The sequence below is a fragment of the Luteococcus sp. genome, from assembly GCF_043424415.1.
Classification (GTDB): Bacteria; Actinomycetota; Actinomycetes; order Propionibacteriales; family Propionibacteriaceae; genus Luteococcus.
Window position 1 is genome coordinate 1 of sequence record NZ_JBHWOO010000021.1, and the last position, 25,729, is coordinate 25,729.

The 25,729-nt window shown below is 69.6% G+C and carries 21 protein-coding genes and 1 pseudogene; 7 read left to right on the plus strand and 15 right to left on the minus strand.

Features of this window, described 5'->3' with window-relative positions; translation table 11 throughout:
- Window positions 1-16: 16 nt before the first annotated feature.
- The 4 genes from ACHFFZ_RS00925 to ACHFFZ_RS00940 form a co-directional block, all read right to left on the minus strand.
- A complete protein-coding gene (locus tag ACHFFZ_RS00925) occupies window positions 17-1,405 on the minus strand; it encodes an MFS transporter (protein ID WP_394274787.1) in 1,389 nt (462 codons plus the stop codon).
- Window positions 1,406-1,437: 32 nt separating this feature from the next.
- Window positions 1,438-3,471, minus strand: coding sequence for a glycoside hydrolase family 2 TIM barrel-domain containing protein (locus ACHFFZ_RS00930; protein ID WP_394274788.1), 2,034 nt, complete (start codon window positions 3,469-3,471; stop codon window positions 1,438-1,440).
- Window positions 3,458-4,507 carry a sugar-binding domain-containing protein gene (locus ACHFFZ_RS00935; protein WP_394274789.1) on the minus strand — a complete coding sequence of 350 codons (1,050 nt, stop codon included), beginning with the start codon at window positions 4,505-4,507 and terminating at the stop codon, window positions 3,458-3,460. The genes ACHFFZ_RS00930 and ACHFFZ_RS00935 overlap by 14 nt, the downstream gene beginning before the upstream one ends.
- Window positions 4,508-4,743: 236 nt before the next feature.
- Window positions 4,744-5,769: a LacI family DNA-binding transcriptional regulator gene (locus tag ACHFFZ_RS00940; RefSeq protein WP_394274790.1), complete on the minus strand. Its 1,026-nt coding sequence runs from the start codon at window positions 5,767-5,769 to the stop codon at window positions 4,744-4,746.
- A gap of 201 nt (window positions 5,770-5,970) precedes the next feature.
- On the opposite strand from ACHFFZ_RS00940, the gene ACHFFZ_RS00945 reads away from it, so the two are divergent.
- The 3 genes from ACHFFZ_RS00945 to ACHFFZ_RS00955 all read left to right on the plus strand — a co-directional run bounded on the left by ACHFFZ_RS00945 (window position 5,971) and on the right by ACHFFZ_RS00955 (window position 8,059).
- Window positions 5,971-6,312, plus strand: a complete 342-nt coding sequence (locus tag ACHFFZ_RS00945; RefSeq protein WP_394274791.1) for a hypothetical protein — start codon at window positions 5,971-5,973, stop codon at window positions 6,310-6,312.
- Window positions 6,313-6,378: 66 nt separating this feature from the next.
- Window positions 6,379-7,215 carry a GNAT family N-acetyltransferase gene (locus ACHFFZ_RS00950; protein ID WP_394274792.1) on the plus strand — a complete coding sequence of 279 codons (837 nt, stop codon included), beginning with the start codon at window positions 6,379-6,381 and terminating at the stop codon, window positions 7,213-7,215.
- Window positions 7,216-7,225: 10 nt separating this feature from the next.
- Entirely contained in the window at window positions 7,226-8,059 is an 834-nt protein-coding gene (locus tag ACHFFZ_RS00955; protein WP_394274793.1) for a PAC2 family protein, read from the plus strand.
- Window positions 8,060-8,114: 55 nt separating this feature from the next.
- On the opposite strand, the gene ACHFFZ_RS00960 is transcribed toward ACHFFZ_RS00955, so the two are convergent.
- The 6 genes and pseudogenes from ACHFFZ_RS00960 to ACHFFZ_RS00985 form a co-directional block, all read right to left on the minus strand.
- Window positions 8,115-8,966 (minus strand): SDR family oxidoreductase, encoded by an 852-nt coding sequence (locus ACHFFZ_RS00960; RefSeq protein WP_394274794.1) that lies wholly within the window; start codon window positions 8,964-8,966, stop codon window positions 8,115-8,117.
- A 92-nt stretch (window positions 8,967-9,058) separates the two neighbouring features.
- A complete protein-coding gene (locus ACHFFZ_RS00965; protein ID WP_394274826.1) occupies window positions 9,059-9,550 on the minus strand; it encodes a Wadjet anti-phage system protein JetD domain-containing protein in 492 nt (163 codons plus the stop codon).
- A 75-nt stretch (window positions 9,551-9,625) separates the two neighbouring features.
- Window positions 9,626-10,180, minus strand: a pseudogene (locus tag ACHFFZ_RS00970) (DUF3322 domain-containing protein); the annotation flags it as partial.
- Between the two features lie 18 nt (window positions 10,181-10,198).
- Window positions 10,199-13,528, minus strand: coding sequence for an ATP-binding protein (locus ACHFFZ_RS00975; protein ID WP_394274795.1), 3,330 nt, complete (start codon window positions 13,526-13,528; stop codon window positions 10,199-10,201).
- Entirely contained in the window at window positions 13,528-14,241 is a 714-nt protein-coding gene (locus tag ACHFFZ_RS00980) for a DUF4194 domain-containing protein (RefSeq protein ID WP_394274796.1), read from the minus strand. Before ACHFFZ_RS00980 ends, ACHFFZ_RS00975 begins: the two co-directional genes overlap by 1 nt.
- The gene (locus ACHFFZ_RS00985; protein WP_394274797.1) at window positions 14,238-15,734 is read right to left on the minus strand and encodes a DUF3375 domain-containing protein; all 1,497 of its coding nucleotides are present in this window, start codon (window positions 15,732-15,734) and stop codon (window positions 14,238-14,240) included. The genes ACHFFZ_RS00980 and ACHFFZ_RS00985 overlap by 4 nt, the downstream gene beginning before the upstream one ends.
- A 117-nt stretch (window positions 15,735-15,851) precedes the next feature.
- On the opposite strand from ACHFFZ_RS00985, the gene ACHFFZ_RS00990 reads away from it, so the two are divergent.
- Both ACHFFZ_RS00990 and ACHFFZ_RS00995 read left to right on the plus strand, forming a co-directional pair.
- Complete coding sequence (locus tag ACHFFZ_RS00990) at window positions 15,852-17,285, plus strand: hypothetical protein (RefSeq protein ID WP_394274798.1); 1,434 nt, start codon at window positions 15,852-15,854, stop codon at window positions 17,283-17,285.
- A 175-nt stretch (window positions 17,286-17,460) separates the two neighbouring features.
- Entirely contained in the window at window positions 17,461-17,835 is a 375-nt protein-coding gene (locus ACHFFZ_RS00995) for a hypothetical protein (RefSeq protein WP_394274799.1), read from the plus strand.
- Window positions 17,836-17,855: 20 nt separating this feature from the next.
- Here ACHFFZ_RS00995 and rpe read toward each other — a convergent pair whose 3' ends face one another.
- Window positions 17,856-18,521, minus strand: coding sequence for a ribulose-phosphate 3-epimerase (gene rpe / locus ACHFFZ_RS01000; protein WP_394274800.1), 666 nt, complete (start codon window positions 18,519-18,521; stop codon window positions 17,856-17,858).
- A 53-nt stretch (window positions 18,522-18,574) separates the two neighbouring features.
- Between rpe and ACHFFZ_RS01005 the strand changes: the two genes are divergently transcribed.
- Complete coding sequence (locus tag ACHFFZ_RS01005) at window positions 18,575-20,494, plus strand: saccharopine dehydrogenase NADP-binding domain-containing protein (RefSeq protein WP_394274801.1); 1,920 nt, start codon at window positions 18,575-18,577, stop codon at window positions 20,492-20,494.
- On the opposite strand, the gene ACHFFZ_RS01010 is transcribed toward ACHFFZ_RS01005, so the two are convergent.
- A complete protein-coding gene (locus ACHFFZ_RS01010; protein WP_394274802.1) occupies window positions 20,478-20,654 on the minus strand; it encodes a hypothetical protein in 177 nt (58 codons plus the stop codon). The genes ACHFFZ_RS01005 and ACHFFZ_RS01010 overlap by 17 nt on opposite strands.
- A 71-nt stretch (window positions 20,655-20,725) precedes the next feature.
- On the opposite strand from ACHFFZ_RS01010, the gene ACHFFZ_RS01015 reads away from it, so the two are divergent.
- On the plus strand, window positions 20,726-21,091 hold the full coding sequence (locus ACHFFZ_RS01015) for a hypothetical protein (RefSeq protein WP_394274803.1): 366 nt from the start codon (window positions 20,726-20,728) through the stop codon (window positions 21,089-21,091).
- Between the two features lie 397 nt (window positions 21,092-21,488).
- Here ACHFFZ_RS01015 and ACHFFZ_RS01020 read toward each other — a convergent pair whose 3' ends face one another.
- The 3 genes from ACHFFZ_RS01020 to ACHFFZ_RS01030 form a co-directional block, all read right to left on the minus strand.
- On the minus strand, window positions 21,489-22,877 hold the full coding sequence (locus tag ACHFFZ_RS01020; protein ID WP_394274804.1) for an RsmB/NOP family class I SAM-dependent RNA methyltransferase: 1,389 nt from the start codon (window positions 22,875-22,877) through the stop codon (window positions 21,489-21,491).
- Window positions 22,874-23,833 carry a methionyl-tRNA formyltransferase gene (fmt, locus tag ACHFFZ_RS01025; RefSeq protein WP_394274805.1) on the minus strand — a complete coding sequence of 320 codons (960 nt, stop codon included), beginning with the start codon at window positions 23,831-23,833 and terminating at the stop codon, window positions 22,874-22,876. The genes ACHFFZ_RS01020 and fmt overlap by 4 nt, the downstream gene beginning before the upstream one ends.
- Before the next feature lie 200 nt (window positions 23,834-24,033).
- The gene (locus ACHFFZ_RS01030; RefSeq protein WP_394274806.1) at window positions 24,034-25,719 is read right to left on the minus strand and encodes a DUF222 domain-containing protein; all 1,686 of its coding nucleotides are present in this window, start codon (window positions 25,717-25,719) and stop codon (window positions 24,034-24,036) included.
- Between the last annotated feature and the right edge of the window lie 10 nt (window positions 25,720-25,729).

A 25,729-nucleotide genomic window follows, 5' to 3' on the forward strand; every position in this document is an offset into this window, starting at 1 on the left:
CAGCGGGCCGCTGCCATCACGCCGTGGCGAGCCTGGCCCGAAGGGATGCATTGGCCCTCTCGACGTTGAGTCGGGTGAGGAAGAACAGGATGATGCCGGTGGCGATGGCCGGGATCCACAGGTACATGAAGTAGAGCATGGTGATGGCCGAGTCGGGCTGGGTGGTGGCCTTGCCGACGTAGCCGCTGGCCGCCAAGAGCCAGCCGGCCAGGGCGGTCCCGACGCCGCCGCCGATCTTCACGCCGAGGGTGGTGCAGGAGAACATCATTCCGTCGATGCGCTTGCCGGTGCGCAGGAAGCTGTACTCGGAGGCCTCGGCGATCAGCGCGTTGAGGGTTCCCTGCAGGGGGCTCATGCCGAACGACGCGATCGCGGAGCAGGCGATCATCAAGGGGATGTTGCCAAGGTAGCCGCTGGCCACCACGCCGAGCCGGCCCACCAGTGCGATGACGTAGCCCCACACATTGACCTTGAACATCTCGCCGTAACGCTTCACCAGCCCGGGGGTGAACAGCAGGCCGATGATGAGCGGAATGTTGATGGCCCACGCGAACACACCCAGCTTGGTGGCGTCGCCCAGGATGTAGGTCATGAAGTAGATGCCCATGTTGAGGGTGGCGGTGAAGATCTGCTGCACCAGGAAGATCACCAGGATGATCAGGTAGTACTTGTTGCTGAGCAGGATCCGGGCGCCCTCCTTGAAGGTGTACTTGTCCGCGACACCAGTCTCGCGACCCTCGTCGAGTTCCTCCGGGGGGAGCTCCTTGACCGACATCACCGAGATGGTGTTCACCACCAACCCGATGACCGCGTAGATGATCGCGATCCAGCGCCAGCCGTCGGCGCCGCCACCCAGCGCGCGGACCCCCTGCACGGTGAAGGTCTGGATGAGCATGCTGGTGGTGAAGGCGAACATGAACCGGATGGAGCCCATCTGGACGCGTTCTGCGGAGTTCTTGGTGATGAGCGCGGTCAGCGCCGAGTAGGCGATGTTGTTGGCGGTGAAGAAGACGCTGTTGAGCAGGGTGTAGGCGATGAAGAACCACACGTACTGTGCGGTGTCACCCAGCCCCGAGGGGATGGCATAGCAGGCCACCAGGGTGATGGCGCAGCCCACATAGGGCCACAGCATCCAGGGCCTGGCCTTGCCCATGCGGGTGTGGGTGCGGTCCAGCAGGGCGCCGAAGCCGAGGTCGGTGACGCCGTTGAACAGCTGCGCGATCATCATCAGGGTGCCGATCACGCCGGCATTGAGGCCCATCTGGTCGGTCAGGTAGATCATCAGGAAGGCCGACAGGAAGGCGTAGACGACGTTGCCGGCGACGTCGCCGGAGCCGTAGCCGATCTTGTTGCCCCAGGTGAGGTAGGTCTTCTGCGCCGCCAGCGCAGCGGGTGTGGTGCTCATGGGTGTGCCTTTCACGCTCTGGCCGGTGGCGCTCAGCGGGTGGTGGGAATGAGGGTGATGTCGATGTGGTGCACGTCGTCGTCGACGCGGTACTGCGGCAACAATTCGGGTCCGCAGCTGTTGGATCCGATGCCGGCCATGGCATGGTCGATGCACAGCACGGTGTGGCCGCACGATTCGAGCTCGACGTCATGGCCGGCCGCGGTGAGCTCCTCCTGCGTGTGGTGGGAGGCGTTGAAGGAGAAGGGCTGCGCTGCAGTCACCTGCAGCGTCGTGGAGCCGCCGTCGCCGATGCCCATCCAGTCGCAGCCGCCGCGGCTGCCGTTCTCCTGCGGGAAGAGGTAGCCCACGGCCAGCTCGTCGACGCTGGAGCCGAAGCGGCCGTGCCGGCTGGCCTGCCGCTTGTCGGGATAGTTCTCATGCGGCCCGAGCCCGGCCCATTCCACCTGCTGCATCTGCTGCGGCAGGAAGAGCCGCAGACCCAGGCGAGGAAGGGTGGGGAAGCCGTCGCTGCGGGTCACCTCCATCTGGCAGCGAAGCCGTCCCTGTCCGTCGATCGTCCAGGTGGTGTCCATGCGCAGGATCGGCTGGATCGTGGGGGCCACCAGCGCCATGCGGGCTCGCACCACGCAGTTCGAGCCCTCGATGCTGGCCGTGCAGTCATGGGCGCGGGTGGTGGTCTGGTCGTAGCGCGCCCGCTGCCACTCGAGGCGGATACGGCTGTCGTTGTCGGTGGGGGCGCGCCACACGTTCACCTCGGCAGGCCGCTCCAGCAGCTCGGCGCCGGCCACCTGCAGTGACGTGGGCAGGCCGGTGGCTTTCGCGAACACGTAGCGGAACGTCTCGCCGGAGACGACGATGTCGTCGCCGTCGTCGACCACCTGCGGGGACGGCCCGTCGGCGGGGGCAGCGATCCGTGCGGCGTGCTGGTTGCGCGGGTCGGCCGTCGCCAGCTCCACCTCGTCGAATCCCAGTTCCTGTCCGGCCTCGCGGAGCGCGTCGCCCTGGCGCAACCGGTACTCCAGGCGCAGCTGGCAGCGGCCCGCCTCGGGCAGCCGCGGCCGACAGGTGACCTCGGCCACCTCGTGCGGCGCCACCGGCTGGTCCAGGACGAGGGGTTGGGACTCGACGACCTCTCCGTCGCAGACCAACTGCCAGGAGATGTCCACGGCCTGGTCGAGGTGGGTGAAGTCGAGGTCGTTGCGCAGCCGAAGCAGACCGCGGGCCTGGTCGTAGGAGACGACGCGGGCGGGGCGCTGCACGTTCTTCAGCTCCAACAGCCCGCCGTGGGGGCGGCGGTCGGGCCACACCAGCCCGTCGACGCAGAAGTTGCCGTCGTGGACGGTCTCGCCGGAGTCGCCGCCGTACAGGTAGCGGGGGCGGCCGTTGTCGGTGTGGCCGTCGAGGATGGCGTGGTCACACCACTCCCACACGAACCCGCCACACAACCGCGGCTCGTCGAGGATGACCTTCCAGTAGTCCTCCAGGTCGCCGGGGCCGTTGCCCATCGCGTGGCAGTACTCCACCAGGATGAGCGGCTTGTCGGGATCGCTGTCGAGGTAGTCGCGCATCTCCTGCTGGGAGGGGTACATGCGGCTGAACAGGTCGATGTTGGAGTAGTCGTAGCGCCGCTTGGAGTCTCGGTAGTAGGAGCTCTCATAGTGGCTGAGCCGGGTGGGGTCGAAGTCCTTCATCCATTCCAGCGCCGCCTCGAAGGTGCAGCCGTAGGCGCACTCGTTGCCGGCCGACCAGGAGATGATGCTGGGGCGGTTCTTCTCGCGCTGCACGCACAGCTGGACCCGGTCGACGGTGGCCTCGGTCCAGTCCGGGTTGTCGGCGATTCGCTCATTCCAGTGTTCGACGACGTTGTCCCACTCGTCGTCGGCCAAGAACTGCGTCTGGGTGCCGTGGCTCTCGTTGTCGGCCTCGGACATCACCAGGAAGCCGTAGCGGTCGCACAACTGGTAGAAGCGCGGGTCGTTCGGGTAGTGGGAGCTGCGCACCGCGTTCACGTTGTGCTGGCGCATCATCCGCAAGTCGCGCACCATGTGGTCAAGGTCCACCACCGGCCCGGTGGCCGGGTCGGAGTCGTGACGGTTGACGCCGCGCAGCGAGCGTGACCGGCGCGCCGTTGAGGGTCAGGACGACGTCAGTCACGGCGACCTCGCGGATGCCCACTTCGTCGGTGATCACCTCGCCGGGGGTCTCGATGAGCAGGGTGTACAGCTGCGGGTCCTCGGGGTTCCACAGCCGCGCGCGGTCGACCACCAGCGTGGCCTGGTGGCTGTATCCGTGCCGATCCGCGGAGCGCCGCATGGTGGCGGCGGCCACCGTCGAACCGTCGGCATCCAGCAGCGTCAGCTCGGTGGGCACCGGCCCGCCGCGGTAGTTGCCGCGCACCGAGACCGTCGCACCGCCGTCGCCGTCGAGCCGGGTGGTGGTGAAGTAGTCGAAGAGCACCTGTTCGGGACGGTCGATGAGGTAGACGTCGCGGAAGATGCCGCTGGTACGGAACTTGTCCTGGTCTTCCAGGTAGGTGCCGTCGCACCACTTGAAGACCAGCACCTGCAGGCGGTTGGTGCCCTCGCGCAGGGCCTGGGTGACGTCGAACTCGCTGGTGGCGTGGCTGACCTGGCTGTAGCCGACGTAGTGGCCGTTGAGCCAGACGTAGAAGCAGGAGTCGACCCCTTCGAAGACCAGCGTGGTGTGCGGCGCCTGTGCCGTGGTGGTGTGCTCGAAGTCGACGACATAGGCGCCGCAGGGATTGTCGGCGGGGACGAAGGGCGGGTCCAGCGGGATCGGGTAGCGCACATTCGTGTACTGGTGGGCGTCGTGGCCGGTGTGCTGCCAGGTGCTGGGCACCGTGACGGTCTCGAAACCGGAGGCGTCGAAGCCGTCGGTACCGAAGCCGTCGGGCAGGTCGCGCATGCTGGCGTGGTACTGGAAGGCCCATGCCCCGTTGAGCAGCCGCACCCGGTCGGAGTCGGCCCGCGCCATCACCACGTCGGGCAGTGGCTGCGAGGCGGGCAGGTAGTAGGCGCGGGTGGGAAGGGTGTTCTCGTGAAGGACCTCGAGGCCCTGGTGGTGCTGGGGGATGTTCATCGCTGTGCTCCCTTGGCTGTTTCTCGTCCCTGCGTCCGGCGGCGTCGCCGGGTGGGATGGTTCGGGCGGGTGGGCCGCGGCGGTGCGGTCAGCCCGTGACGATCTGGCGCGCCCGGCGAGTCTGGAAGTGCAGGGGGCGCGCCATGGTGACCTTCTTCCTCCGTTGGAATGACCGGCGGTCTGTTACCGGTAACAAGAAAGACTGTAGCGCAAGGTTGTTACCGGTAACAATGGTTTCAGCGCACTGATTTCGCGGCGGCCGTGGACGCCCGCACGACGAGCTCCCCCGCGAAGGAGTACTGCTCCACCGAGGGCCCGGCGCCCAGGTACTGGCCACCCACCAAGGCCTGCACCGCACGACGCCCCATGGCGGCGAAGTCGATGGCGACGGTGGTCAGCGCCGGCGCGTAGAAGGCGCTCTCGCGCAGCCCGTCATGGCCGGTGATGCTCACCCGTTCGGGCACCGCGATCCCGCGTTCGCGCAGCCAGGCCAGGGCCCCCAGTGCGATCTGGTCGCTGGCCGCCACGATCGCCGTCGGCAGCTCACGGCCTGAGAACTGCTCCATGGCCCGGTAGCCGTTCTCCGCCGTCCAGGGTCCGCGGGAGGCACCACGATCCTCGAGCCCGAGCACCGCGACGGTGGTGTGGAAGGCGGTGGCGCGGTTGCGTCCAGACGCCCAGTCCTCCGGCCCGCCGAGCAGGAAGAAGTCCTCGTGGCCCAGCCCTGCCAGATGCCGCACGGCCAGTGACAGCGGATGCTGCAGCGCCAGCGGATGGCCGCTGGGAAGGTGCGGCTCCACCTCCAGCACCCACGGCGTCTGCAGGGAGCCCATGTCCATCTGCTCCATCACCTGGTCTGGCGGCGACAGGACGACCACACCGGCCAGCGAGGCACGATTCATCATCTGCAGGGCCGAGGTGAACGAGTCCGCATCCCCCACCTCGGCACGGATCATCTCCAGGATGTGGCCGCTCTCGCGCGCCGCCTCCGCGGCACCCGCCAGGACCCGCTGCGGCGCCCAGTCGTCCACCTCGAAGACCAACGCACCAATGCGCCGGGGCTGGCGGGAGGCCAACTCGCTGGCCGTGTCGTTGAAGCGGTAGCCGAGTTCGGCGATCGCCTGCTCCACCCGCTGCTGGTTCTGGGGGCGCAGTCGATCCCCCCGCAGATAGCGAGAGACCGTCATGTGGCTCACCCCGGCCCGCTCTGCCACCGTCCAGATCGTCGGGCTCGAACCGTCCGGCTGCTTCTTGTGGGCCACTGCCACCCTTCCTGCGCTCGGACTCACTGCTGACGGGGCGCCACTCGCCGCCGGCATGGCCAGACGAGTGCGCATTGCGTCCCAGCATAGGTTGCCGGCCCCACCTGCCCGCGCAGGCCCGGTTCGACACACCCCAACGCCTCTCGACAGCGGTCCGGGGGGGTTAGCATGCAGCAAAGGATCCCCAGCAGAGGAGACGCCATGAGCCCCCACAGGATTGCGTGGATCGTGACGATTCCCCTGACGCTTGCCTGGGCGGTGCTGGCAGGCCTGAACCTCACCCACGGCGGAGTGTCCATCACAATCGCGGTCGGCGCCCTCATGGTCCTGGCCATGCGCTTCCTGCACGCACACTCGCCGCTGGCGGCATGGTCTGTGGTCTGGCTGGCCGTGGCCACCTGCTTCGCGACGGTCTTCCGGTGGGAGGGTGACTCGTGGACGCTGCTGTTGGGTTTCGCCGCGCTCGTCGCCAGCCTCGCCACCGTCGCCCTGGTGGCCGTGGTGAACCTCGGCCCGTGGAACCCGGCCGTGGCACGTCACTGACACCCCCGGGCCCCCACTGCAAAAACCCGTGGCGCTGGTCACACCGTATGGCTGAGACTGGCCGGCATGACCGACGCTGCCCTGCTTGCCCTCTACGATTCCCAGCTCCGCGCCGAGGCCGAGGTGGCCGACGCCGACGAAGTCGCCAAGATGGGACCGGTGTGGGCAGCGACCTTCCCGGGGCGCGGGCGCGGTTTCGTCACCTACTCGCACATCCCTGCCGGGACCGATCTCGACGCCCTGATCCAGGCCGTCATCGAGCACTACCAGCGCGATCCGCGGGTGGACCACTTCGAGTGGAAGACCCGAGGGCACGACGACCTGCCCGCCCTGGACGAGACATTGCGGCGCCACGGCTTCCGCTTCGAGGAGCCCGAGACGGTGATGGCTGGCCCGGTGGAGGCTGCGATCACCGCCGCCACTCCCCCGCCAGCTGGCCACATTGTCGAGCGCGCCGCGACGGCTGACGCGATCCGGGAGGCAGAGACGCTCGCCGGTCGCGTCTTCGGGGACACCGCCGAGCACTCGTCCCGACGCGCCGATGAGCTCGTCAGGCGCTTCGAGGACGATCCGGGCAGCTTCGAGATGTGGCTGGTCAGGGACGACTCCGGTGAGGTCGTGTGCTCGGGGCGGGTCGACTTCGTCGCCGGGACCGACTTTGCCGGATTGTGGGGCGGTGCGTGCGATGAGCGGCATCGAGGCTTGGGGCTCTATCGGGCCATCACCGCCGCCCGCGCCACGTCGGCCAGCGCCAAGGGCTACCGCTACCTGCAGTCGGACTGCACGGAGTTCTCCCGACCCATCCTCGAACGGGCTGGGCTCGTGCCCATCACCACGACGACGCCGGCGGTGCGGACCCTTCAGGGTCGTCAGGCAACCTGCTCGGTTTCGTGGACGGTCTAGGGTGGCGGGCATGGAATCGCTCTCGACGCTGCGCAACCCGGTCGTGGTCATCGCCTTCGACGGCTGGAATGACGCCGCCGACGCCGCGAGCCATGCCGTCGAGCATCTCGCCCAGACCTGTCGGGCGACCATGGCCTTCGAGATCGACGGTGAGGACTACTACGACTTCCAGGTGAACCGGCCGCGCGTGCAGGGCATGGATGCCGACGAGCGCACCATCACCTGGCCGGCGGTGCGCTTCGCCGTGGCCCATCTGCCCGAACGCGACCTGGTGCTGATCAGTGGTCCCGAACCGAACCTGCGCTGGAAGTCCTTCAGCCAGACCGTCGTCTCGGCGCTGCGCAGCATCCAGCCGGCGCTGGTCGTCGTGCTCGGCGCCATGCTCACCGACGCCCCCCACTCGCGGCCGCTGCCCGTCACCGGCACCGTCGACGACCCGGTGCTGGCTTCGCGCCTGGGCCTGGAACCGTCCAGCTACGAGGGCCCCACCGGCATCGTCGGCGTGGTGGCCGACGCCGCGCGCCGCGCCAAGATGCCGGTGGTCTCGTTGTGGGCGCAGGTGCCGCACTACGTCGCAGACTCCCCCAATCCCAAGGCAACCCTTGGCCTGCTGGGGCAGCTGGAAGACCTGCTCGACGAGAGCCTCGACCTGGGAGACCTGCCCGAGATGGCACTGGCCTGGGAACGCGGCGTCAACGAGCTGGCCGCCGAGGACCCGGACATCGCCGAGTACATCGCCCGACTGGAGGCCGCCCAGGACGAGGAGGGCCTGCCCGCCGCGACGGGTGACTCGATCGCCGCCGAGTTCCAGCGCTACCTGAGGCGTCGCAACCAGGGTCGCTGAGCGCCCCTCCACGATCCCCGAGCCTGCCTCCACGATCCCCGAGCCCGTCGAGGGGTCAGGCCCGGTGAAGGTCTGCGAAGGTGCGCGGAGGGTGCCCGGTGAGTTCGGCCACGACGTCACTGGCCACCGTCATCTCGCCACGTGCGATCGCCAGATAGGTACCCACCCAGCCGTCCAGCTCCCAGTCGGGAGCCTCGGGGTAGGCGGCCCGGCGTGAGGCGTAGGCCTCCTCGACCGTCTCGTCGACGAAGCGATGATTGCCGCCCGTCACCCGGTCCAGTTCGACGAGGGTCTGTTCGATGGTCATCAGCCTCGCACCGGTGACGTCGAGTGTCCTGCCGGCCAGCGAGTCGTCGAACAGGGCGGCGACGGCCACCTCGGCGAGGTCCTCGCGGGAGACCCAGGCGATGCGCCCGTGGCCGGCGGGCCCCCGCACGACGCCCTGGTCGTCGGACCACTGCGCCACGTGGTCCAGGTAGAAGCTCGGGCGCAGGAAGGTGAAGCCAAGCCCAGAGGCGCGCAACAGCTGTTCGGTCTCGTGGTGGTCGCGGGCATAGGTGAAGCTGGCCTGCGGGTCGCCGCCCAGGAAGGAGGTGTAGACCACCCGCTTGAGGCGGGCGGCGACGAAGGCTTCGATGGCGGCGCGGTGCTGCGCCATCCGCTGCGGCCCTTCATGCCCCGAGACGAACAGCACCGTCTCGACGCCACGCACCGCCTCGGTCAGCGCCGCGACGTCCTCATAGCTGGCCTGCACCGCGACGGCGCCCGGCAGCTGCGGGGCGCGCGAGGGGTCACGCACCACCAGTCGCTGCGGGATGCCGCGCTCGGCCAGGGCGCGGGCCACCAGACCGCCCAGGTGTCCGGTGGCGCCGGTAACGGCAATGGTGGGCTCGACTGTGGTCTCCATGCAGTCTCCAACCGGAGCAGCAGTTCCCCTGTTCCCACTGCGGACACATAAATCCCCCCTTTCGCACCCTCCCTCAGCCACAACGAGAGTCATCAGTCGAGCAACCGCGTCAAAGTTGACGAAGCATACTGAGGATCGATTCTCTCTTGCTCCAGTCGCAGACCTCGTTCCCTCAAGACCATGAGACAGTCAGTCTCCGACGCGGTCAGGCCAGCTATACATCCTCGATAGGCCGTCTTTTCCTGAACACACTGACTGGAGAACTGCTCCAACACGCCACGTGACCTCAGAACCGACTCAGTTTGCGGGACGCACTCCCGAAATTTGCTGAGAATCGCGAAGCCATGAGTGTCGAGATCACCCCAATAGAGAACCTTTGCGATTTGATCCAGCCAAGCGATACCCTCCAGCCGGGAGACGGCAAAACCCCTCCCGTGTATTGCAAGAGTTCCCGGCGTGAGAGGAACCCTTGCCAGACTCGCGAGGTTCTCGACGACCACGACACGCTCAGGACGACGGAGACCTGACAGTTGCTCGATCGTCAACGATTGCTGATGGGGCCAGTCGTCGAGCAGGGAGCTCACTCTGAAGGCCAATGGCGACCGCGAGGACCACCCCAAGGGAAATTCTGTTGTGACGGCGCCAGTGAGAGTGGCAACGAGTTTCCGATGCCTCTCCAGCCATTTGCTGTCAGCCTCACTGATAGGCACTTCGCGTGGATGGAGATCCGACTCAGGATTCTCACGAAACCAATTCACAGCGCTGATGACGAAGTTCACATCTTGCCCGGAGAGTCGTTCGACAGATCGGGTATTGGAAGCGAGAGCCGCGCGCAGATAGGGCGCCTGCGGCCAAGCCGCCTGAAAGGAATCAGCACAGGTCGCGAGTCAGTTCCACTGCGCCTCCATTCCGGAGAAACGCGCCAGCTCCGCCATCCCCTCCAAGCACAGGGTTTTTGGAAGTCTCTCGCTTCCCCAACTACCTAACTGCTTGATCACGGGGCTGACAAGGTATCCCTCTAGCTCAATCCGACGCCAACTACTCACCCATGTTGCAGCTCCATCTCTGTCCTTCTCAAACTCCTTCGTTGTAGGGGGCTTCAAGCCGCGGCTCCATCTGACGTCGGGCGCAGTCTGCGGACTTTCGAGGACCGCCGCGAGCACCTGACGGTATTTCGCACGTGCGGCATCACACACCTCGTCGACGGCCTTCATCCGCGTGCTCCCTTCCGATCAGATCAATTCCCGCTGCACCGCAGTTGGAACTACCAGCGGCTCCTGCTCCTCGTCGAAGAGCACCTGCTGGAACCACGACGGCCCCTCGTCGGGGCGCACCACCAGCGCCACACCACCCACATGGTCCTCCAGCGCCTGCAGCATCTTCTGCGGCGTGGCCAGCAGCAGCTGGAAACCGAAGTCGGCAAAGACCTGCAGGCAGGCGCGGGTGAAGCGCGGATCGGTCTTGTCGAAGGCCTCGTCGAGCACCACCAGCGCATACTCCGGCAGCCCGGTCCCGTCATGGGCCAGCTGGTAGCGCAGCGCCGCGGCCAGGCAGAAGGTGACCAGCTTCTGCCGCTCGCCTCCCGACAGGCCACCCGACCCCTCGAAGGCGTCCACCTGGGTGTCGGTCTCGTCGACCACCACGGCACGGAAGTCCACGTGGCGCCGGGTGTCGAGCACCTGGTTGCGCCACTCCACGTCGGCCGGCTCCTGCGAGGCCAGCCGGTCCAGCAGCTCCTTCATGGTGAGGAAGCGCTGCTCGGCCCGCTGGCGCGACTCGGGACTGTCGTCGGCATCCATCACGTCGTCCAGGGACCCGGCAGTGATCTGGCTGAGAGTGTCGAGGAAGGCCCGCACCTCGGGCAGGTGCCGGTCGCGTACCTTCACCTGCAGGTGCTTGCCCGGCGCGTACTCGGTCTCGCGCAGCGAACGGTTGATCGGCTTCACCCGGGTGCGGATCAGCTCCCGGCTGGCCCGCACGCGGCTGGCCAGCTCGCCGACATTGTTGCGCGACTGGGTGGCGAGCATCCCGAAGAAGCGGCCCTCGAAGTCGGGCAGTCCGTCGTCGAGCAGGCGCCGCAGGATCGCCAGGTAGTCGTCGGCGGCGGCGATGCCGGAGGCCAGGTTGGCGCTCTCGGCGGGCCATTCGCGTCGGTAGTTGTTGATCGCCTGGGTCATGGCGCCCGCGGCCTCGGCCAGTTGCTGGCCGGTGAGCAGCTGCTCGGCCGCCAGCTGCTGGGTGGTCTCCATCGCGCGGGCATCCACCTGGGTCAGGTCCTCACCCAGCGGCCGGCTCTCGGCCAGCTCCTCGAGGACCTCGTCGGGGAGCTCCGCCGATTCGGACAGCTCGCGCTCCCAGCTGGCCACCGACAACTCCAGCTGCCGCACCCGGCCGTGCACCTGGGCGTGCTCGGCGGCCACCTGACGCGCCCGCAGCTCTGCCTGTTCCCGCCGCTCGGTGCACAGCTGTAGTTCCTGCTGCGCATCCACCAGTCCCTCGGTGGTTTCCAGCTGCAGCTGGAGTTCCCGGCGGGCCTCGTCGAGGGCGGTCGTTGCGGTGACGACGTCGAGCTCCGCCCAGCTGGCCTGCTGCAGCTCTCCGAGCAGCTGGATTCGCTCGGCGAGCTGGCGGTGGGCGGTCCAGTCCCGGTCGGACGACTCGATCGCGGCGTCGACGGCCTCCTGCGCCGCGGCCAAGGCCTCCTCGACGGCGGCACGCTTGGTCTCGACGCTGCTGCCGAGCAGCCACTGGGTGCGATCGGAGATGCTGCGCCGGTCGTCCTTCTCGTGGCGGCTGGCGGTGTGCTTCACCTGGCCCTGGCGGGTGACGCCCCGCGCCACCCGGGACAGGGCAGCGCTGTCCTCCACGCAGGCATAGTCGAAGCGCTCGGCAAGGTGGGCGGCCAGCCAGTCGTGGTGCTCGCCGTCAGCCACCAGGACGCGGCGCACGAGCGAGTCGGGAGCACAGTCCTGCGTCCCGCTTTCTGCGGTCTCCGTGGTGCGGGCGTAGACGAGCCTGCCTCCCAGGTGGGTGCGGTCGACGACGGCCGAGACCTCGCGGTGGAGCTCCTCGGGCACCAGCAGGGTCTGGGCCAGCGGACGCAGCACCCGCTCGATCGCCCCTTGCCAGTCGGCATGGGCGGTGTCGACATCGAGCAGCTCCCCGGCGAAGGGCAGGCGTGCGGCATCCACGCCCGTCTCGCGGCACAGCAGCTCGCGCACCGCCAGCAGGTGCGGGCTCATCGCCGAGCCTGTGCTCAGCGAGTCCAGCTCGGCCTGCAGCCGGTCCCGCTCCCGCTCGGCCTCGCTGCGGCGCGAGACGCTGGCGCGGGCCTGCACCTCCGACGCGGCCAACTGGTTGGCCAGCTCGTCGCCGTCCAGCGAGGCCTGCCACAGCTCGAAGGCCGCGGCATCGTCGGGCATCTCCAGCCCTGCGCGGGCGCACTGCGCGGCCAGCCGGGCCCGGGCGGCCTGGGCCTGCTGCAGGCCCTGCTCGCGCAGCGCGACGATCTGTTCCAGGCTGCCAAGGTCGGAGCTGATCCCGTCGACCCGGCGCTGCGCCTGGTCACGGGCCTCCCGCGCCTTCTGCTGCTCGTCCTCCACGCGCCCCATCTCCACCTCGAGGGCATCCAGCCGCTCGGTGGCCTCGTCCAGCGCGCGCGAACCCAGCCGGTGGCGGGTGCGCAGCACGTACTGGCCCAGGTGGCGCGACTGCTCCTCCAGGCGAGCCGTGCGCTCCTGGGCCTCGCGTGCCACCTCGGCGTGCTCGGCCAGGGGTTGCAGGCACTCCACCTGGCGCCGGGTGTCGACCACCTGGGCATGGGCGCTGGACAGTTCGACGAACTGGTTGACGGCCTCCTCGGCCAGGGCGAAGGTGTCGGGCCGGTCCAGCATGAAGTCACGCAGCAGCTGGTTGAGGTTGTTGAGGTTCTTCGCCGACTGCGTCTTGTGCAGCAGCTGCAGGGCCTGTTCGTCGCGGAATCCAAGCCGTCGCTGCATCCGCGCGCTGAACTTGGGGTGGTTGCGGTCGGCGAACCAGTCGGGATGCTCGGCGTGCAGGGCGCGCACGTTGACGCCATTGGCGATCGCCGGGGCCAGTGAGCGCAGGTCCACCTCCTCGTGGGCCGCCACGTACAGGTGGGAAACGTCGGAGGGGCTGTTGGTGCCGGCCGGGATGTGCAGCAGGTGCACCAGCGAGGTGATGCGGCCGTCGGCGTGCGCGTAGGTGAGCGCCACCCCGCTCCAGGTCGCCACCTGCGGGCGCAGGTAGCCGGTGACGATCTGGTCGGTGGCCTCGTCGGTCTCGCGGCGGTAGGCGCCGCGCACATAGCTGGCGGCATTGCGCGACTGGTCGCCGCGGTCGCCCTGCTGGGCGGCCGCGTTGAAGCGCAGACTGGCCGGCGGCACCAGCAGGGTGGCCATCGCGTCGAGCAGGCTCGACTTGCCCGAACCGGACTCGCCCGTGACCAAGAGCCCCTTGCTGGGCACCTCGACGCGGTGGTAACCGTCCAGCGTGCCCCAGTTGGCCACCTGGATGGTGCGCAGTCGGTGTTGCTGGTGCATCAGCCCTGCAGCTCCTCGTCGGTTTCGTCGGTTTCGTCGGTGTCGTCGTTCTCGTCCGCCTCGTCCGGTTCGGCCGACAGGTCCAGCCCGTCGTCGCCGCGGTCGCGCAGCTCGGCCAGGTCGCGGGCCACCGCCGCCAGCTCGTCGGCGTCGAAGGCCACCGCCAGCACCGGCGAGATCTCGAAGCGCTCCGGCTGGCTGGTCAACAGCACGACGGCGGCCTTGCGCATCTTCTCGATCGCAGCAGTCACCGCGCGGGCGAAACCGGCCAGGTTCGTGCTGGCCTGCGGACGGTAGGCGGCCAGCGCCTCCTCCAGCTCAGCGCGGTCGACGAAGACCCGGCCCGAGACGTCGACATCGTGCAGCAGTCGCTGACGAAGGTCCAGCAGCAGCGCGGTGTCGAGCAGGCCCAGGCGCAGCTGGCGCACCACTCGCGGGGTCTCCACCTCCAGCTCGGCATTGTGGACGAAGGCGAGCTGTCGCTCCAGGTCGACGACCATCTCCAGGAACATGTTGCCCAGGTGCAGCTCGATCGCGGCACGGTCGCGCAGCAACGCCCGCCACAACTCCGGCTGGCGCGCCGCCGAGAGATAGGGCCCGCGGACCAGGGCGATGATGGCACGCCGGGTGTCGTCGGCCAGCCGTCCGCGGTCGCGGCTGCCCAGCTGGTGCCGGGCCAGCTGGTCGTCGTCATTCGTGCGTGGCTCGCTCACCGGTTCTCCTCGTCGTCCTCGAGCGGATGGTGCTGGCTGGAAGGCGGCGCGCTGGTGAAGACCTGGCGCACCACCTGGGCCGCCCGCGCCGCCCCGCCGGCGCTGGTCCAGCGCACCGTCTCGGTCTGCTCGGTGGCCTCGCCGTGGGTCTGGGCCAGCAGCAGCAGGCCCACCACCGAGGCGAGGCCCTGGCTGGCGCCGTGCAGACTCAGCACGTCGGCCACGCTCGCGCCGGGTCGCACCGTCAGGGTGCGCGCCACCAGTTCTCCCAGCTCCTCGAAGTCGATCTCGCTCTCCCGGACGCGCTCGCGCAGCGCCGCCATGTCCACCGGGCCGGTGCTGGCGCTGGTCAGCGCGGCGGCCGAGCGCATGGTGCCGGGACTGTAGGGGCGGCGGGCAGCGATCGAGTCGACGGGGACGGCGGTCAGGTCGAGCGTGACGCCGCTGGGATGCCGCGGGCCGTGGCGACTGGTGAGGTCCAGCAGGATCCCCTGGGCCAGCGTGATGGTCTGGTCGAGCCGCTGTTGGTCGGCCCAGGCGCGGGAGTGGACGAACTGGCGCAGGCTGCGCGACAGGGAGGTCATGGTGTCGCGCACCTGCGCCGACTCGCGCTGCAGGTCGGCCAGCAGATCCTGCAGCTGCAGACGCTGCTCCTGAGACAGGTCACGCGCGAAGCCGCGGCCCAGCACCTCGTCGACGGCCTCGTCGAAGGCCTCGCTGCGGCTGGGGTCGAGCAGGATCGCGTAGAAGGCGCGGAAGGTGCGCCCGGCCTCGGAATGGTCGACGGCCTCCACGCCGCTGAAGGTGTCCTCGAGGACCTCGCTGGAACTGCCCTGGCTGCGGATGATGCGTTCGCGAAGCTCCCGGTTGAGACGGTCGACGTCGGCGCTGACCCGGGCGAAGTCGCGCGGCAGGTCCACCACCAGCGACAAGATCTCCTGCAGCCGCTCCCGGGCGGTGTGGTCGTCGAGCGGTTCCAGCCCCACCCGCTCGGCATGCTCGATGCGCTCGGTCAGCGCGTCGCGCTCGGCCACCATCGCGGCGATGCGACGGCTCTGGTCGGGATGGGTGTCACGGGCCAGGCGGCCCACCTGATCGGTGATGCTCGACAGGCGCGAGGAGGTCAGCGCCGAACGCTGCGTCGCCGACTGCTCCAGGTAGGCCAGCGCCGTCGCGGCCCCCACCGACAGCTCGACGGTCTCGTCGCCGTCCAGGCTGGGACGTCGCACCAGCCAGCGGCGCTCGTTGACCCATTCGGCCAGGTACTCCTGCGGCGACTGGGGCAGCTCGAAACCGGCATCGCGCAGCTCGGCCAGGTCCTCCTCCAGCCCGAGCAGGAAGTCGCTGACGGCCACCACCCGGCGCTCCCGGGTGAAGCGCGAGGCCAGCACCGCGCTGATGGCGGGGAGGTTGTCGGCCCTCAGCAGCGACAGCGACGCGTCCTCGCGGGTGCGGGCGCGTACCTGCACTGCCCGCTGGGCCACCTGCGCCATGCCACTCCTCCCGGGTCCCCGCGGCCCCTTCGGGCCAGCCACGCAACTCTTCCACATCCCTGTGACACTTTTCCTGTTCGACGCCGCACACCACCCAGAGTCCACCAAGGAGTCCCGATGCCCCGCCGATCCATCCATACCGCCCGCCTCACGGCCCTGGCCATCTGTTGCCTGGCACCGCTGACCATGGCCGCCACCGCCCGGGCTGGTGACAACGACGTCCAGGGCCTGGGTCCGGTCGGCACGGCCACCATGCACGGCGATGCCCAGTCCAGCGACACCACCATCCACCCCGGGCCCGGCCACGGTCCGCTTCGGTCCACCTTCCGTGCCAAGGCGGCAGCCTGCCCCACGATCCTGGCTGATTCCCAGGGACGCATCTGGTCACTGTGCACCGAGGTCTTCGGGCGAGCCCCCGTGGTGAACCTGCTCGATCCAGCCACCGGCGCCACCCTCGCCTCGCTGCCCATCACCAAGGGCGCCCTGCTCGGGGGCGTCTACGCCTACCTCGACGACGCCGACCGACTCGTCCTGGTAGACGGCACGCATCGTCTGCGACGGATCGCCGCCAGCACCGATGTCGCCGGCCGGGCGCGACTCAGTACAGCCGCGAGCCTCGACCTGTCCGCCTTCGTCACGGCCACGGGCAGCACGCCCACCGATGCCGTCGTCGGCCTGGTGCCGGATCGTCGCGGCCACGTCTGGCTGGCCACCCGCGAGGGCAAGGTCGGCGTCCTGGATCCCGCCTCCGGGGCGGTCTCGACGGTGGCGCTGCCATCGGGTGAGCGCATCGACAACTCGATCTCCGCCTCGCCCCGCGGCGTGGCCGTGGCCACCTCGCACGCCCTCTACCTGCTCGACGACGCCGACGGCACGCCCACGATCCGGTGGCGCCGCGCCTACGACCGCGGCACGGCACGCAAGCCGGGACAGCTGAGCTGGGGCACCGGCGCCACACCCACCTTCCTCGGCCCCGACGGCAGCGACGAGTACCTGACCATCACCGACAATGCCGACGGCCAGGAACACCTGCTGGTGCTGCGCACCGCCGACGGGTCGACCGTCTGTGAGCCCGCGATCTTCCGCAGGGGTGCCTCCGGCACCGAGAACTCCGCCATGGGCCACGGCCGCAGCATCATCGTCGCCAGCACCTACGGCTACCCCTATCCGGCGCTACCGGAGGGCGCCGGACGATCGGTGCCCTCGTCGGCGCAGTTCACGGTCGGCGGGATGGAGCGTTGGGAAGTCACGCCCGACGGATCGGGCTGCAACCGTCGCTGGTCGAGGCCGGTGCTGTCCGCGGCGGTGCCGCGCTGGTCGCTGGCCGACGACACCATCTACACCATCGAACGGCCCGCCCCGCTGGGCATCACCGGCACCATCTTCAATGCCGTCAGCATCGACGCCTCCACCGGCGCGACCACCTCGCGCACCGCGGTGGGCTGGAGCGGCCTGCGCGACAGCCTGCAGATGGTCGGCACCATCACCCCGCAGTCGGTCTGGTGGCAGGGCACCATGACCGGCGTGCTGCGGATGGACCGCAAGGGCTGAGCCCACACTTCGGCCTTGGACCATCTCTGTTGGCGTGATCATGATCCACCTGGACCGCGTGGGCTGCCTCGATGCACCCTCTGTCGGGGGTGCCTGCATCCACGACCGTGTGGCCGGTTGCCGCATGCGCTGACCGGCTGCCTCGGGCAAGGAGGCGGGCATCGAGATCAAGACGGTGCCCACCGATCCCGCCCAGTGGGCCACGGGGATCAATGGCAACAAGTTCGACCTGGTCATCTCGGGCTACCGCAATGACAACCCCTACGGCGTGCTCAACCTGTCGACCTTCCACGACTCGACCAGCCCCGACAACATCACCCGCATCGGCAGCGCCGAGGTCGACAAGAAGATCGCCGAGGTCAATGCCATGTCCGACCCGAAGGAGCAGTTCGACAAGGTGAACGAGGTCGAGGTGGAGGCGATGAAGAGCTACAACCTCCTGCCGATGTACAGCGGCCCGTCCACCTATGCGGTGCGCAAGGACCTGGCCAATGTCGGCGCCACGCTGATGTACTCGCCGCTGCCCGAGGAGATCGGCTACACCAAGTGAGCTGAGTGAGGGTGCCGGGATCAGTGCCGGCAGGCCTCGACGGCCCGTTCGCGCAGGTCGCGGACCATCTGGTCGGGGTCGCCGGCACTGTAGACGGCCGAGCCGGCGACGAAGGTGTCGGCTCCGGCCTCGGCACAGCGCTCGATGGTCTCCAGTGAGACGCCGCCGTCGACCTGCAGCCAGATGTCCTGGCCGGTGGTCTTGACCAGCTCGCGGGTGCGGCGGATCTTGGGCAGCACCAGGTCGAGGACCTTCTGGCCGCCGAAGCCGGGCTCGACGGTCATCAGCAGCACCATGTCCAGCTCGCCGAGCATGTCGGCATAGGGCTCGATGGGGGTGGCGGGCTTGAGCGCCATCGACGCCCGCGCGCCCTGGGCGCGGATCTCGCGGGCGGTGCGGATGGGTGCGTCGGAGGCCTCGACGTGGAAGGTGATGCTCTCGGCGCCGGCCTCGGCATAGGCCGGCGCCCAGCGGTCGGCATTGGCGATCATCAGGTGGATGTCGAGGAAGGCCTCGGTGCGCTGGCGGATGCTCTCGACGACGGGCAGTCCGAAGGTCATGTTGGGCACGAAGTGGTTGTCCATCACGTCCAGGTGCACGCCGTCGGCGCTGGGGATGCGGGCGATCTCGCCGGACAGGTTCGACAGGTCGGCGTTGAGGACGGAGGGTGTGATGCGCATGGCCATGGGGGGAGCCTATCGGCCGTGCCACGATGGAGGTCCGTCACACAGGAGGAACCATGCACCTTCCCGCACCGGAGATCCCCTTCACCGGATGGCAGCCGATGTCCACCGACGAGGTCCTGCGAGTCCTGTCCGCCCGCGCGGTCGAGGGACGCCCGAGGATCGTGGCCGTCGACGGCCGCGGGGCGGCGGGCAAGACGACCCTGGCGTCCGACCTGGCCGAGCGGGTGCCGGGTGCCGTCGTGGTCCACACCGACGACCTGGCCTGGCACGAGCCGCTGTTCGGCTGGGCCCACCTGGAGCACCAGCTGCTCACCGCCGCCCGCGCCGGCCAGGAGGTCCACCTGGTGCCACCGCAGTGGACGGCCCGCGGCCGGGAGGGATCGATCGACGTGCCGGCAGGAAGCCCGCTGGTGGTCGTCGAGGGCACCGGCGCCGCCCAGCGGGCCGTGGCGGACCTGCTGGATGCGGTGGTGTGGGTGCAGTCCGACTTCGAGGAGGCCGAGCGACGCGGCATCGAGCGCGACATCGCCCAGGGCGTCAACGGCGATGCCGACGAGACCACCGCCTTCTGGCATGCGTGGATGGCCCATGAGCTGGACTTCTTCGCCGAGGACCGGCCGTGGGAGCGCGCCGACCTTGTCGTCGCCGGGAGCCCGGTGGAGGCCGCGGAGCTGTTGCTGGCCGACGACGAGCGCGCGGTGGTAGTCACCCCCCGCACGGACGGACCGGCAATGCCGGACCGGCCCCAACACGGACGCGAGTTCGACGTCGTGGTGCACGGTGCCACCGGATACGTTGGGCGCCTGATCGCCGCCGAGCTGGTGCGTTCTGCGCCCAGGGGCACCCGGATCGCGCTGGCCGGCCGCAACCTGGACCGGCTGCGCGTCGTCGCCCAGGAGCTGGGGCACGCCGATCTGCCACTGCTGGTGGCCGACAGTTTCGACGCCGACGCGCTGGCGGCGATGGCCCGTCGCACGGCGGTGGTGATCGCCGTCGCGGGCCCCTACGTCAAGTACGGCATGGCCCTGGCCGGGGCCTGCGCCGGGGCCGGCACCCACTACGTCGACCTGAACGGCGAGGTGCTCTTCGCCCGTGATGTCGCCGACTCCTTCGACCAGGCCGCCAGGGCCAGCCGCGCGACGCTGGTGAACTCGTGCGGCTTCGACTCGATCCCCTCCGACCTGGGCGTGATGCTTGCCGCCGAGGTCGCGTCCGAGCGCGGGGAGCAGCTGCTGGGAACCACGATGCACCTGCGTGAGCTCTCCGGCGCAATGTCCGGCGGCACCATCGACGCGCTGCGCACCCAGATCGACGCATCCCGCCACGGTGTGCGCACCCCAGGACGCTCGTCCTCCGACCCCTATGCCCTGAGCCCCGACCGGGCGTCGGAGCCGCAGCCGTTGCGGCACCGCAACAACCTGGTCTGGTTGGAGTCCTCGGCCGAGGTGAAGGAGTTCAGCGCCCCCTTCTTCATGGCCCGCTACAACGAGCAGCTGGTGCGCCGCAGCAATGCCCTGATGGGCTGGCGCTATGGCCGAGCCTTCCGCTACCGCGAGGTGCACGACACCGGCCGCGGCCTCAAGGGCCTGGTCCGGGGCATCGGCATCGCCGCCGCCCTGCCCGCCTTCGTCGCGGCACTGGCGACGCCCGGGCTGCGGCAGGTGGCCGACCGGGTGCTGCCCGCGCCCGGCCAGGGCCCCAGCCCGGAACAGCGGGCCCGCGGCCACTTCAGCATCGAGGTCCACGCCGAGACCACCGGTGGCGCACGGATCGTCACCACAGTCTCCGACCGGCGCGACCCCGGCTACGAGGGCACGGCGGTGATGATCAGCCAGGCCGCGCTGGCCCTGGCGGCGGGCGAGGCCCTCAGGGCCGGGGTGGCAACGCCGGCCAGTGCGCTGGGCACAGCCCTGGTCGAGCGGCTGCGCGTCCAGGGCTTCACACTTCAGGCCCGGGTCACCACTGCCAGCTGAGCTGGTGCATGCCGGCGGCTGCCTCGGGAATGATGAACTGCGCCATCTGGCCGGAGACCACTGGCTGGGTGGGCTGTTCGACGTCCTCGTCGCCGCCGGGCACGCGCAGCTCGTACTGCAGCGCGCTGGGCATCTGTCCCTCGAAGTGGACTTCGAGCACCGCTCCTCCACCACCCGCTTGAGGCCGTAGCCGATGCCCGGCGCGGGTTTGGAGCGGGCCTGCTCGACACTGTGGGCCACCAGCACCTTCTGGCCTCGCTCCAGCGGCTCCTGCAGGCCGAACTCGAAGGCCATCAGGTCTTCCGCCAGGGGCACGGTGCGGATCAGCTGGCTCAGCAGGCCGTCCTGGCGGACGCTGGCAGTGTCGCCGCTCTCCAGCAGGATGGACCAGCGCTGGGCCCCTGCGCGCGCTGCCGTCTGCAGCATGCGCGTCTCGAATCCTCGCTCGCGGCGGTCCGCGCCGATGGTGACGATGTGGTGCACGGTGTGGTGCCGCCACCACACCGAGGTTGCCAGGCCGTGCTCCTCGATCGCCTCACGCAGAAAGTCCTCGCGGCCGAAGACGCGGTCGAGCCCATGCTCGCGCACAGTGTGTGACAGGCTGGACGTGAGCCAGCCCGGCGGTGTTCCAAGGATCTCCTTCGGAGCCTCCACCACCGCCACCGAGCGGCCCCGGGTGGGGGCCGAGCGTCCCGAGGACCAGTAACTGAGCGTGACCAGTGAGACGGCCAGCTCGCGCTCGGCCAGCTGGTCCCTGATCCGCGACAGGGTCAGGCCGGAGTTCACCAGTGCCTCGCGCAGCCGTGCCGCGAAGTCCAGCGGATGGTCCATCGTCATCACTCCACGTCCCCTTGCCCGCACGCTCTTGGCATCCCTGCAGATGGACGGCAGGCCACACGGCATCCCGCCCCCAGGGACGGCGGGGTGTCTGGAAGGCGATTCTGGAAGGCGATGACGGGGCGGGCCTCACATCCGCGCAGCTGGACGGTGTGATTCAGCGTCGGCGCAGCAGCGCCAGGAACATCGCGTCGGTGCCGTGGCGGTGGGGCCACAACTGCACGAAGCGCGGGTCGGTGTGCGCGGCGGCACCGTCCACCTCGGGAAGCAGCGACGGCGCGTCGAGCACCTCGACGCGATCGTCGGCCACCTGGGTGACGATGGCACTGGTCTCGGCCTTGTGCGGGGAGCAGGTGACGTAGGCGACCACGCCGCCGGGGGCGGCCGCCTCGATCGCGGCATCCAGCAGCTGGGCCTGCAGGTCGTGCAGCTCATGCACCTCCTGGGGGCTGCGGCGCCAACGGGACTCGGGGCGGCGTCGCAGCGAGCCCAGCCCGGAGCAGGGCACGTCGGCCATCACGCGGGTGAAGCTGCCGGGCTCCCAGTCGCCAGCGGTGGCGTCGCCGACCACCACCTGCCACTGGTTGACCGGATAGGCCATCAGCGCCTTGCGCACCAGCTCGGCGCGGTGCTCGTGCAGTTCATTGGCCAGCAGGGTGGAGCCGTCCTGCTGGGCCAGGCCGGCCAGCAGTGCCGCCTTGCCGCCGGGTCCGGCGCACAGGTCGAGCCAGCGCCCCTGCTCGGCCTCGACGCGGGTCAGGGCGAGGGCCACCAGCTGCGAGCCCTCGTCCTGCACGCCGGCTCGACGCTGGCGGACCGCAGGGATGTCGGAGGGGTTGCCCTCGCGCACCACGCCGAAGGGTGAGTACGGGGTGGGGCGTCCGCCGTCGGCCAGCAGTTCGTCGCGCTCGGCCAGCCCGGGTCGCACCACCAGGCTGGGCACCGGGGCCACGTTGTCGGCCTGCAGTGCCGCCTCCAGCTCGTCGGCGGGCAGCACCGCAGCCCAGGCGTCGACGATCCAGCGTGGGTGGCCGGTGCGCAGCACCAGCGCGCCGAGTGTGCCCATGCCCTCGGTGAGCTCGTCGAGCCACTCGTCGAGGTCCTTGGCGGCCACCTTGCGGATGATGGCATTCACCACGCCGGTGGTGCGCTCCCCCAGCGCGACACCGGCCAGGTCCACCGAGGTGGAGACGGCGGCGTGGGTGGGGGTGCGCATGCCGAGCAGCTGGTGGGTGCCCAGGCGCAGCACGTCGACGATGGCGGGCTGCAGCGAGTCGAGGCTGCGCCCGGCGGCGGCCTCGATGATCCGGTCGTAGGTGCCCTCCCAGCGGCAGGTACCGTTGACCAGTTCGGTGCACAGGCCGGCCTCCTGCGGGGTCAGGTCGTGGGCGCGCTGCTGGTCGGCGAGCGCCAGGTTGGCGTAGGCGCCTGAGGAGTGGACGTCGCGCAGCGTGTCGAAGGCGGCCATCCGGGCCAAGTCGATGAAGCGCTCGGGCGGCAGGTCGCGACGGCCACGGAAGTCCTTGCGGGGACGCTGCTGGTTCATCGGTTCTCCTCGTGGTCGCGCTCGAATCCCTCGGGCAGGGCGTGCATGCCGCGCGCCCAGTCGGCGCCGGCCATCTGCTTCTTGCCGAAGGCCTGCACCTGCACCAGTTCCAGCACGCCGTCGCCGGTGCCGACGAGCAGCTGGCGCTTGGTGGCGTGCAGGGCGCCGGGGGACAGGGTTTCCTCCTGGAGGCCTTCGGGCAGGCTGGTGGCGGGGGTGGCAAGCAGCACCTTGAAGCGCTGGCCCTCCAGCATGGTCCAGGCGCCGGGGTTCGGGTTGGCGCCGCGGACGAGGGCGCCGATCCGCGCGGCGGGCTGCTGCCAGTCGATGCGGGTCTCGTCGACGGTGATCTTGGGGGCCAGGGTGATGCCCTCGTCTGGCTGCGGCGTCGGTGTGGCGCCCGCGGCGATGTCGGCGAGGGTCTGCACCAGCAGCTCGGCACCGCTGTGGGACAGGCGCTCCAGCAGGTCTGCGGAGGTGTCCAGCTCGCCGACTTCTTCGGTCAGGGTGCGGTAGACGGGCCCGGCGTCGAGTTCGGCGACGAGCTCGAAGACGCTGGCACCGGTGATGGTCTCGCCGGCCATGATGCTGCGCTGTACGGGGGCCGCACCGCGCCAGGCGGGCAGCAGCGAGAAGTGCAGGTTGAGCCAGCCATGGGTGGGGATGTCGAGCACCTTCTGGGGCACCAGCGCGCCATATGCCACCACCGGGCAGGCCTCGGGTGCCTTCTGCGTGAGCCAGGCGATGAAGTCCTCGTCGCGGGGGTGGGTGGGCTTGACCACCTCGAGGCCGAGCTCTTCGGCGCGCACTGCGACGGGTGAGGGCCGCAGCTTCTTGCCGCGTCCCGACGGCGCGTCGGGACGCGTCACCACGCCCACCACCTCGTGCCCGGCGGCCACGAGGGCATCCAGACTGGGGACTGCAGGGTCCGGGGTTCCGGCGAAGACGATTCTCACCGCTCCAACCTACCGGGCATCAGACGACCCCTCGCCGCACCGAGGGCAGTGATGGGCCGCGAGCACCTGCTCAATGCTCCAACCCGCCCAGCCACTGGCCTCCCCGCCCCCCCTTCTGCCCGCCTGCCCACCGAGGGCGGTGCCAGGGCTTGGGCAGTGGGGTCTGTCAGAGCTGGGCGGTTGCCAGGGCTTGGGCAGTGTCAGGTGACGCGTTGACGTGCAGGCGCGTCGGGGCGTCCGAGGTCGATGGTGCGCGACGGGGTGACGAGGTAGCGGTAGCCCAGCGGCGATTGCCACAGGAAGTGACCCGGGAGGGGTTGGTGCAGGGACCAGCCGCCGTGGGTCTTGGCCCGGTGCACCTTCCGAGTGAGCGGGCCAAGGTTGTCGGGCCTGGTCAGTGGCCGTGCCGGTGGTGCCGACGGCGGCGATGACGGCGCGCTGTTCGAGACCGCGTCTCCGCCGGGCGGACTGGCCGGGGTTCCGTACCCGTCGGGCGGGCCGGTTCTGGACCTGCCGACCAGCTCAGAGACCGTGCCCACGCCCGCCGACACGGACGGTGACCGGGTTGGAGCCATGGTTGGGCCCGTGGTGCTGGGCGGTGGCGTCCACGCGATGGTGTGGTCCAGGTCGAGACCGGCGGAGCGCCTGGTGGAGCCGGGGAAAACCTCATAGGGGTTGCGGTACTCGATCGCCTCGCGCATCGTCGGCGGGCACTCGTAGGAGTCCGACGGCACCTGGTGGTTGGCGTCAATGACGGGCCGGACGGTGATGCGATGGCCGGGGAGCAAATGGTCGAGCCACTCGGCCAGCAAGGGTTGGAGTTTCGCTGCCCTGGCCGGGCCGCTGCCGGCGACGAGCGTTTCGTCGCTGATGTGGACGACGAGGTCCGCCCGTGGTTCGAGAGCTGTGAGCTGCGCCGGTGTGAGGGCCGGAAGGTCGATCATCCGAGCGTCGTGCAGGATCTGGGCGAGTGGCGCCTCGCCGGGCTCGACCTGGGCAACCCTTTCACCGTCGCAGCTGGCGTCCTCTCGGGTGCCCTCGACTGGCTCAGGGTTAGGCGCCGCGGCCGAATCGCTCCTGCGATCCTTGGCCGCACAGTGGTCGATGGGCAGCTCGTCCAGGAGGTCAGCCTGCAACAGGTTCAAGGCACGAGCAGGCGAGGCCAGCAGGCCGAGGGCCTGGGCGCGACGGGCGTCACGGCCACCCGGGGCACCGCCGGCAGCCAGGACCTGTGAGACCTTCTCGACTGCAGCCTCCAGACGCAGGCCGTCGGGCGCGTCCAGGACGGCGTCGACGCCGGCCACCCCATCTACCATCTGCCCGATCCACACCCCACGTGAGTCCAGGGCCGACTGGCGTCGTTCCTCCGCCTCCTCGACGGGAAGGTGTGCAAGCACGAGCCCGTCGACGAGCTCCTGCACTCGCCTCAAGGTCATGCCGACGACCTGACGGGCCAGCTGCAGATCCACCAGACCAGCCGCGTGCGCGTCCAGGACACGAGTGGCGCTCGCCATCTGGCGTCCGTGCCAAACCGGAACCCGGCCCTCCAGGACCAGGCTCCAGACGCGCGGCAACCGGTGGCGAAGATCGAGGGCATCCGCGATGAGTGACTTCACCGTCACGTCCCGCAGGTCGAGCACTGCAGCCAGCTCCAAGGTGCAGAACTCGGCCACCTGCGGGGTGCCGTCACCACCGAAGCCCACCATCCGCTGCTGCCCGGGCAGCACGTGCATCGGCACGTCGACGTGTCCGTAGAGGTCCGCGAAATGTACGGCAAGGACCAGCTCCTCGACCTCCAAGGACCGCCGCCTGGCCTTGATCTGCTTGAAGGCCTCGACCGTGGAGACGGCATCGTGCGGCAGGTCGTTCGTGACCGTCAGCGTCATGACCTGCCCC

Excerpts from the sequence above, each read along its gene's own strand:
- ACHFFZ_RS01005 (WP_394274801.1), top strand. The coding sequence starts at position 18,575 with ATGCACCTTCCCGCACCGGAGATCCCCTTCACCGGATGGCAGCCGATG.
- ACHFFZ_RS00945 (WP_394274791.1), top strand. The coding sequence starts at position 5,971 with ATGAGCCCCCACAGGATTGCGTGGATCGTGACGATTCCCCTGACGCTT.
- ACHFFZ_RS00950 (WP_394274792.1), top strand. The coding sequence starts at position 6,379 with ATGACCGACGCTGCCCTGCTTGCCCTCTACGATTCCCAGCTCCGCGCC.
- ACHFFZ_RS00925 (WP_394274787.1), bottom strand. The coding sequence starts at position 1,405 with ATGAGCACCACACCCGCTGCGCTGGCGGCGCAGAAGACCTACCTCACC.
- ACHFFZ_RS01020 (WP_394274804.1), bottom strand. The coding sequence starts at position 22,877 with ATGAACCAGCAGCGTCCCCGCAAGGACTTCCGTGGCCGTCGCGACCTG.
- ACHFFZ_RS00955 (WP_394274793.1), top strand. The coding sequence starts at position 7,226 with ATGGAATCGCTCTCGACGCTGCGCAACCCGGTCGTGGTCATCGCCTTC.
- ACHFFZ_RS00990 (WP_394274798.1), top strand. The coding sequence starts at position 15,852 with ATGCCCCGCCGATCCATCCATACCGCCCGCCTCACGGCCCTGGCCATC.
- ACHFFZ_RS01030 (WP_394274806.1), bottom strand. The coding sequence starts at position 25,719 with ATGACGCTGACGGTCACGAACGACCTGCCGCACGATGCCGTCTCCACG.
- ACHFFZ_RS00985 (WP_394274797.1), bottom strand. The coding sequence starts at position 15,734 with ATGGCGCAGGTGGCCCAGCGGGCAGTGCAGGTACGCGCCCGCACCCGC.
- rpe (WP_394274800.1), bottom strand. The coding sequence starts at position 18,521 with ATGGCCATGCGCATCACACCCTCCGTCCTCAACGCCGACCTGTCGAAC.
- ACHFFZ_RS00975 (WP_394274795.1), bottom strand. The coding sequence starts at position 13,528 with ATGCACCAGCAACACCGACTGCGCACCATCCAGGTGGCCAACTGGGGC.
- ACHFFZ_RS00935 (WP_394274789.1), bottom strand. The coding sequence starts at position 4,507 with ATGAACATCCCCCAGCACCACCAGGGCCTCGAGGTCCTTCACGAGAAC.
- ACHFFZ_RS00960 (WP_394274794.1), bottom strand. The coding sequence starts at position 8,966 with ATGGAGACCACAGTCGAGCCCACCATTGCCGTTACCGGCGCCACCGGA.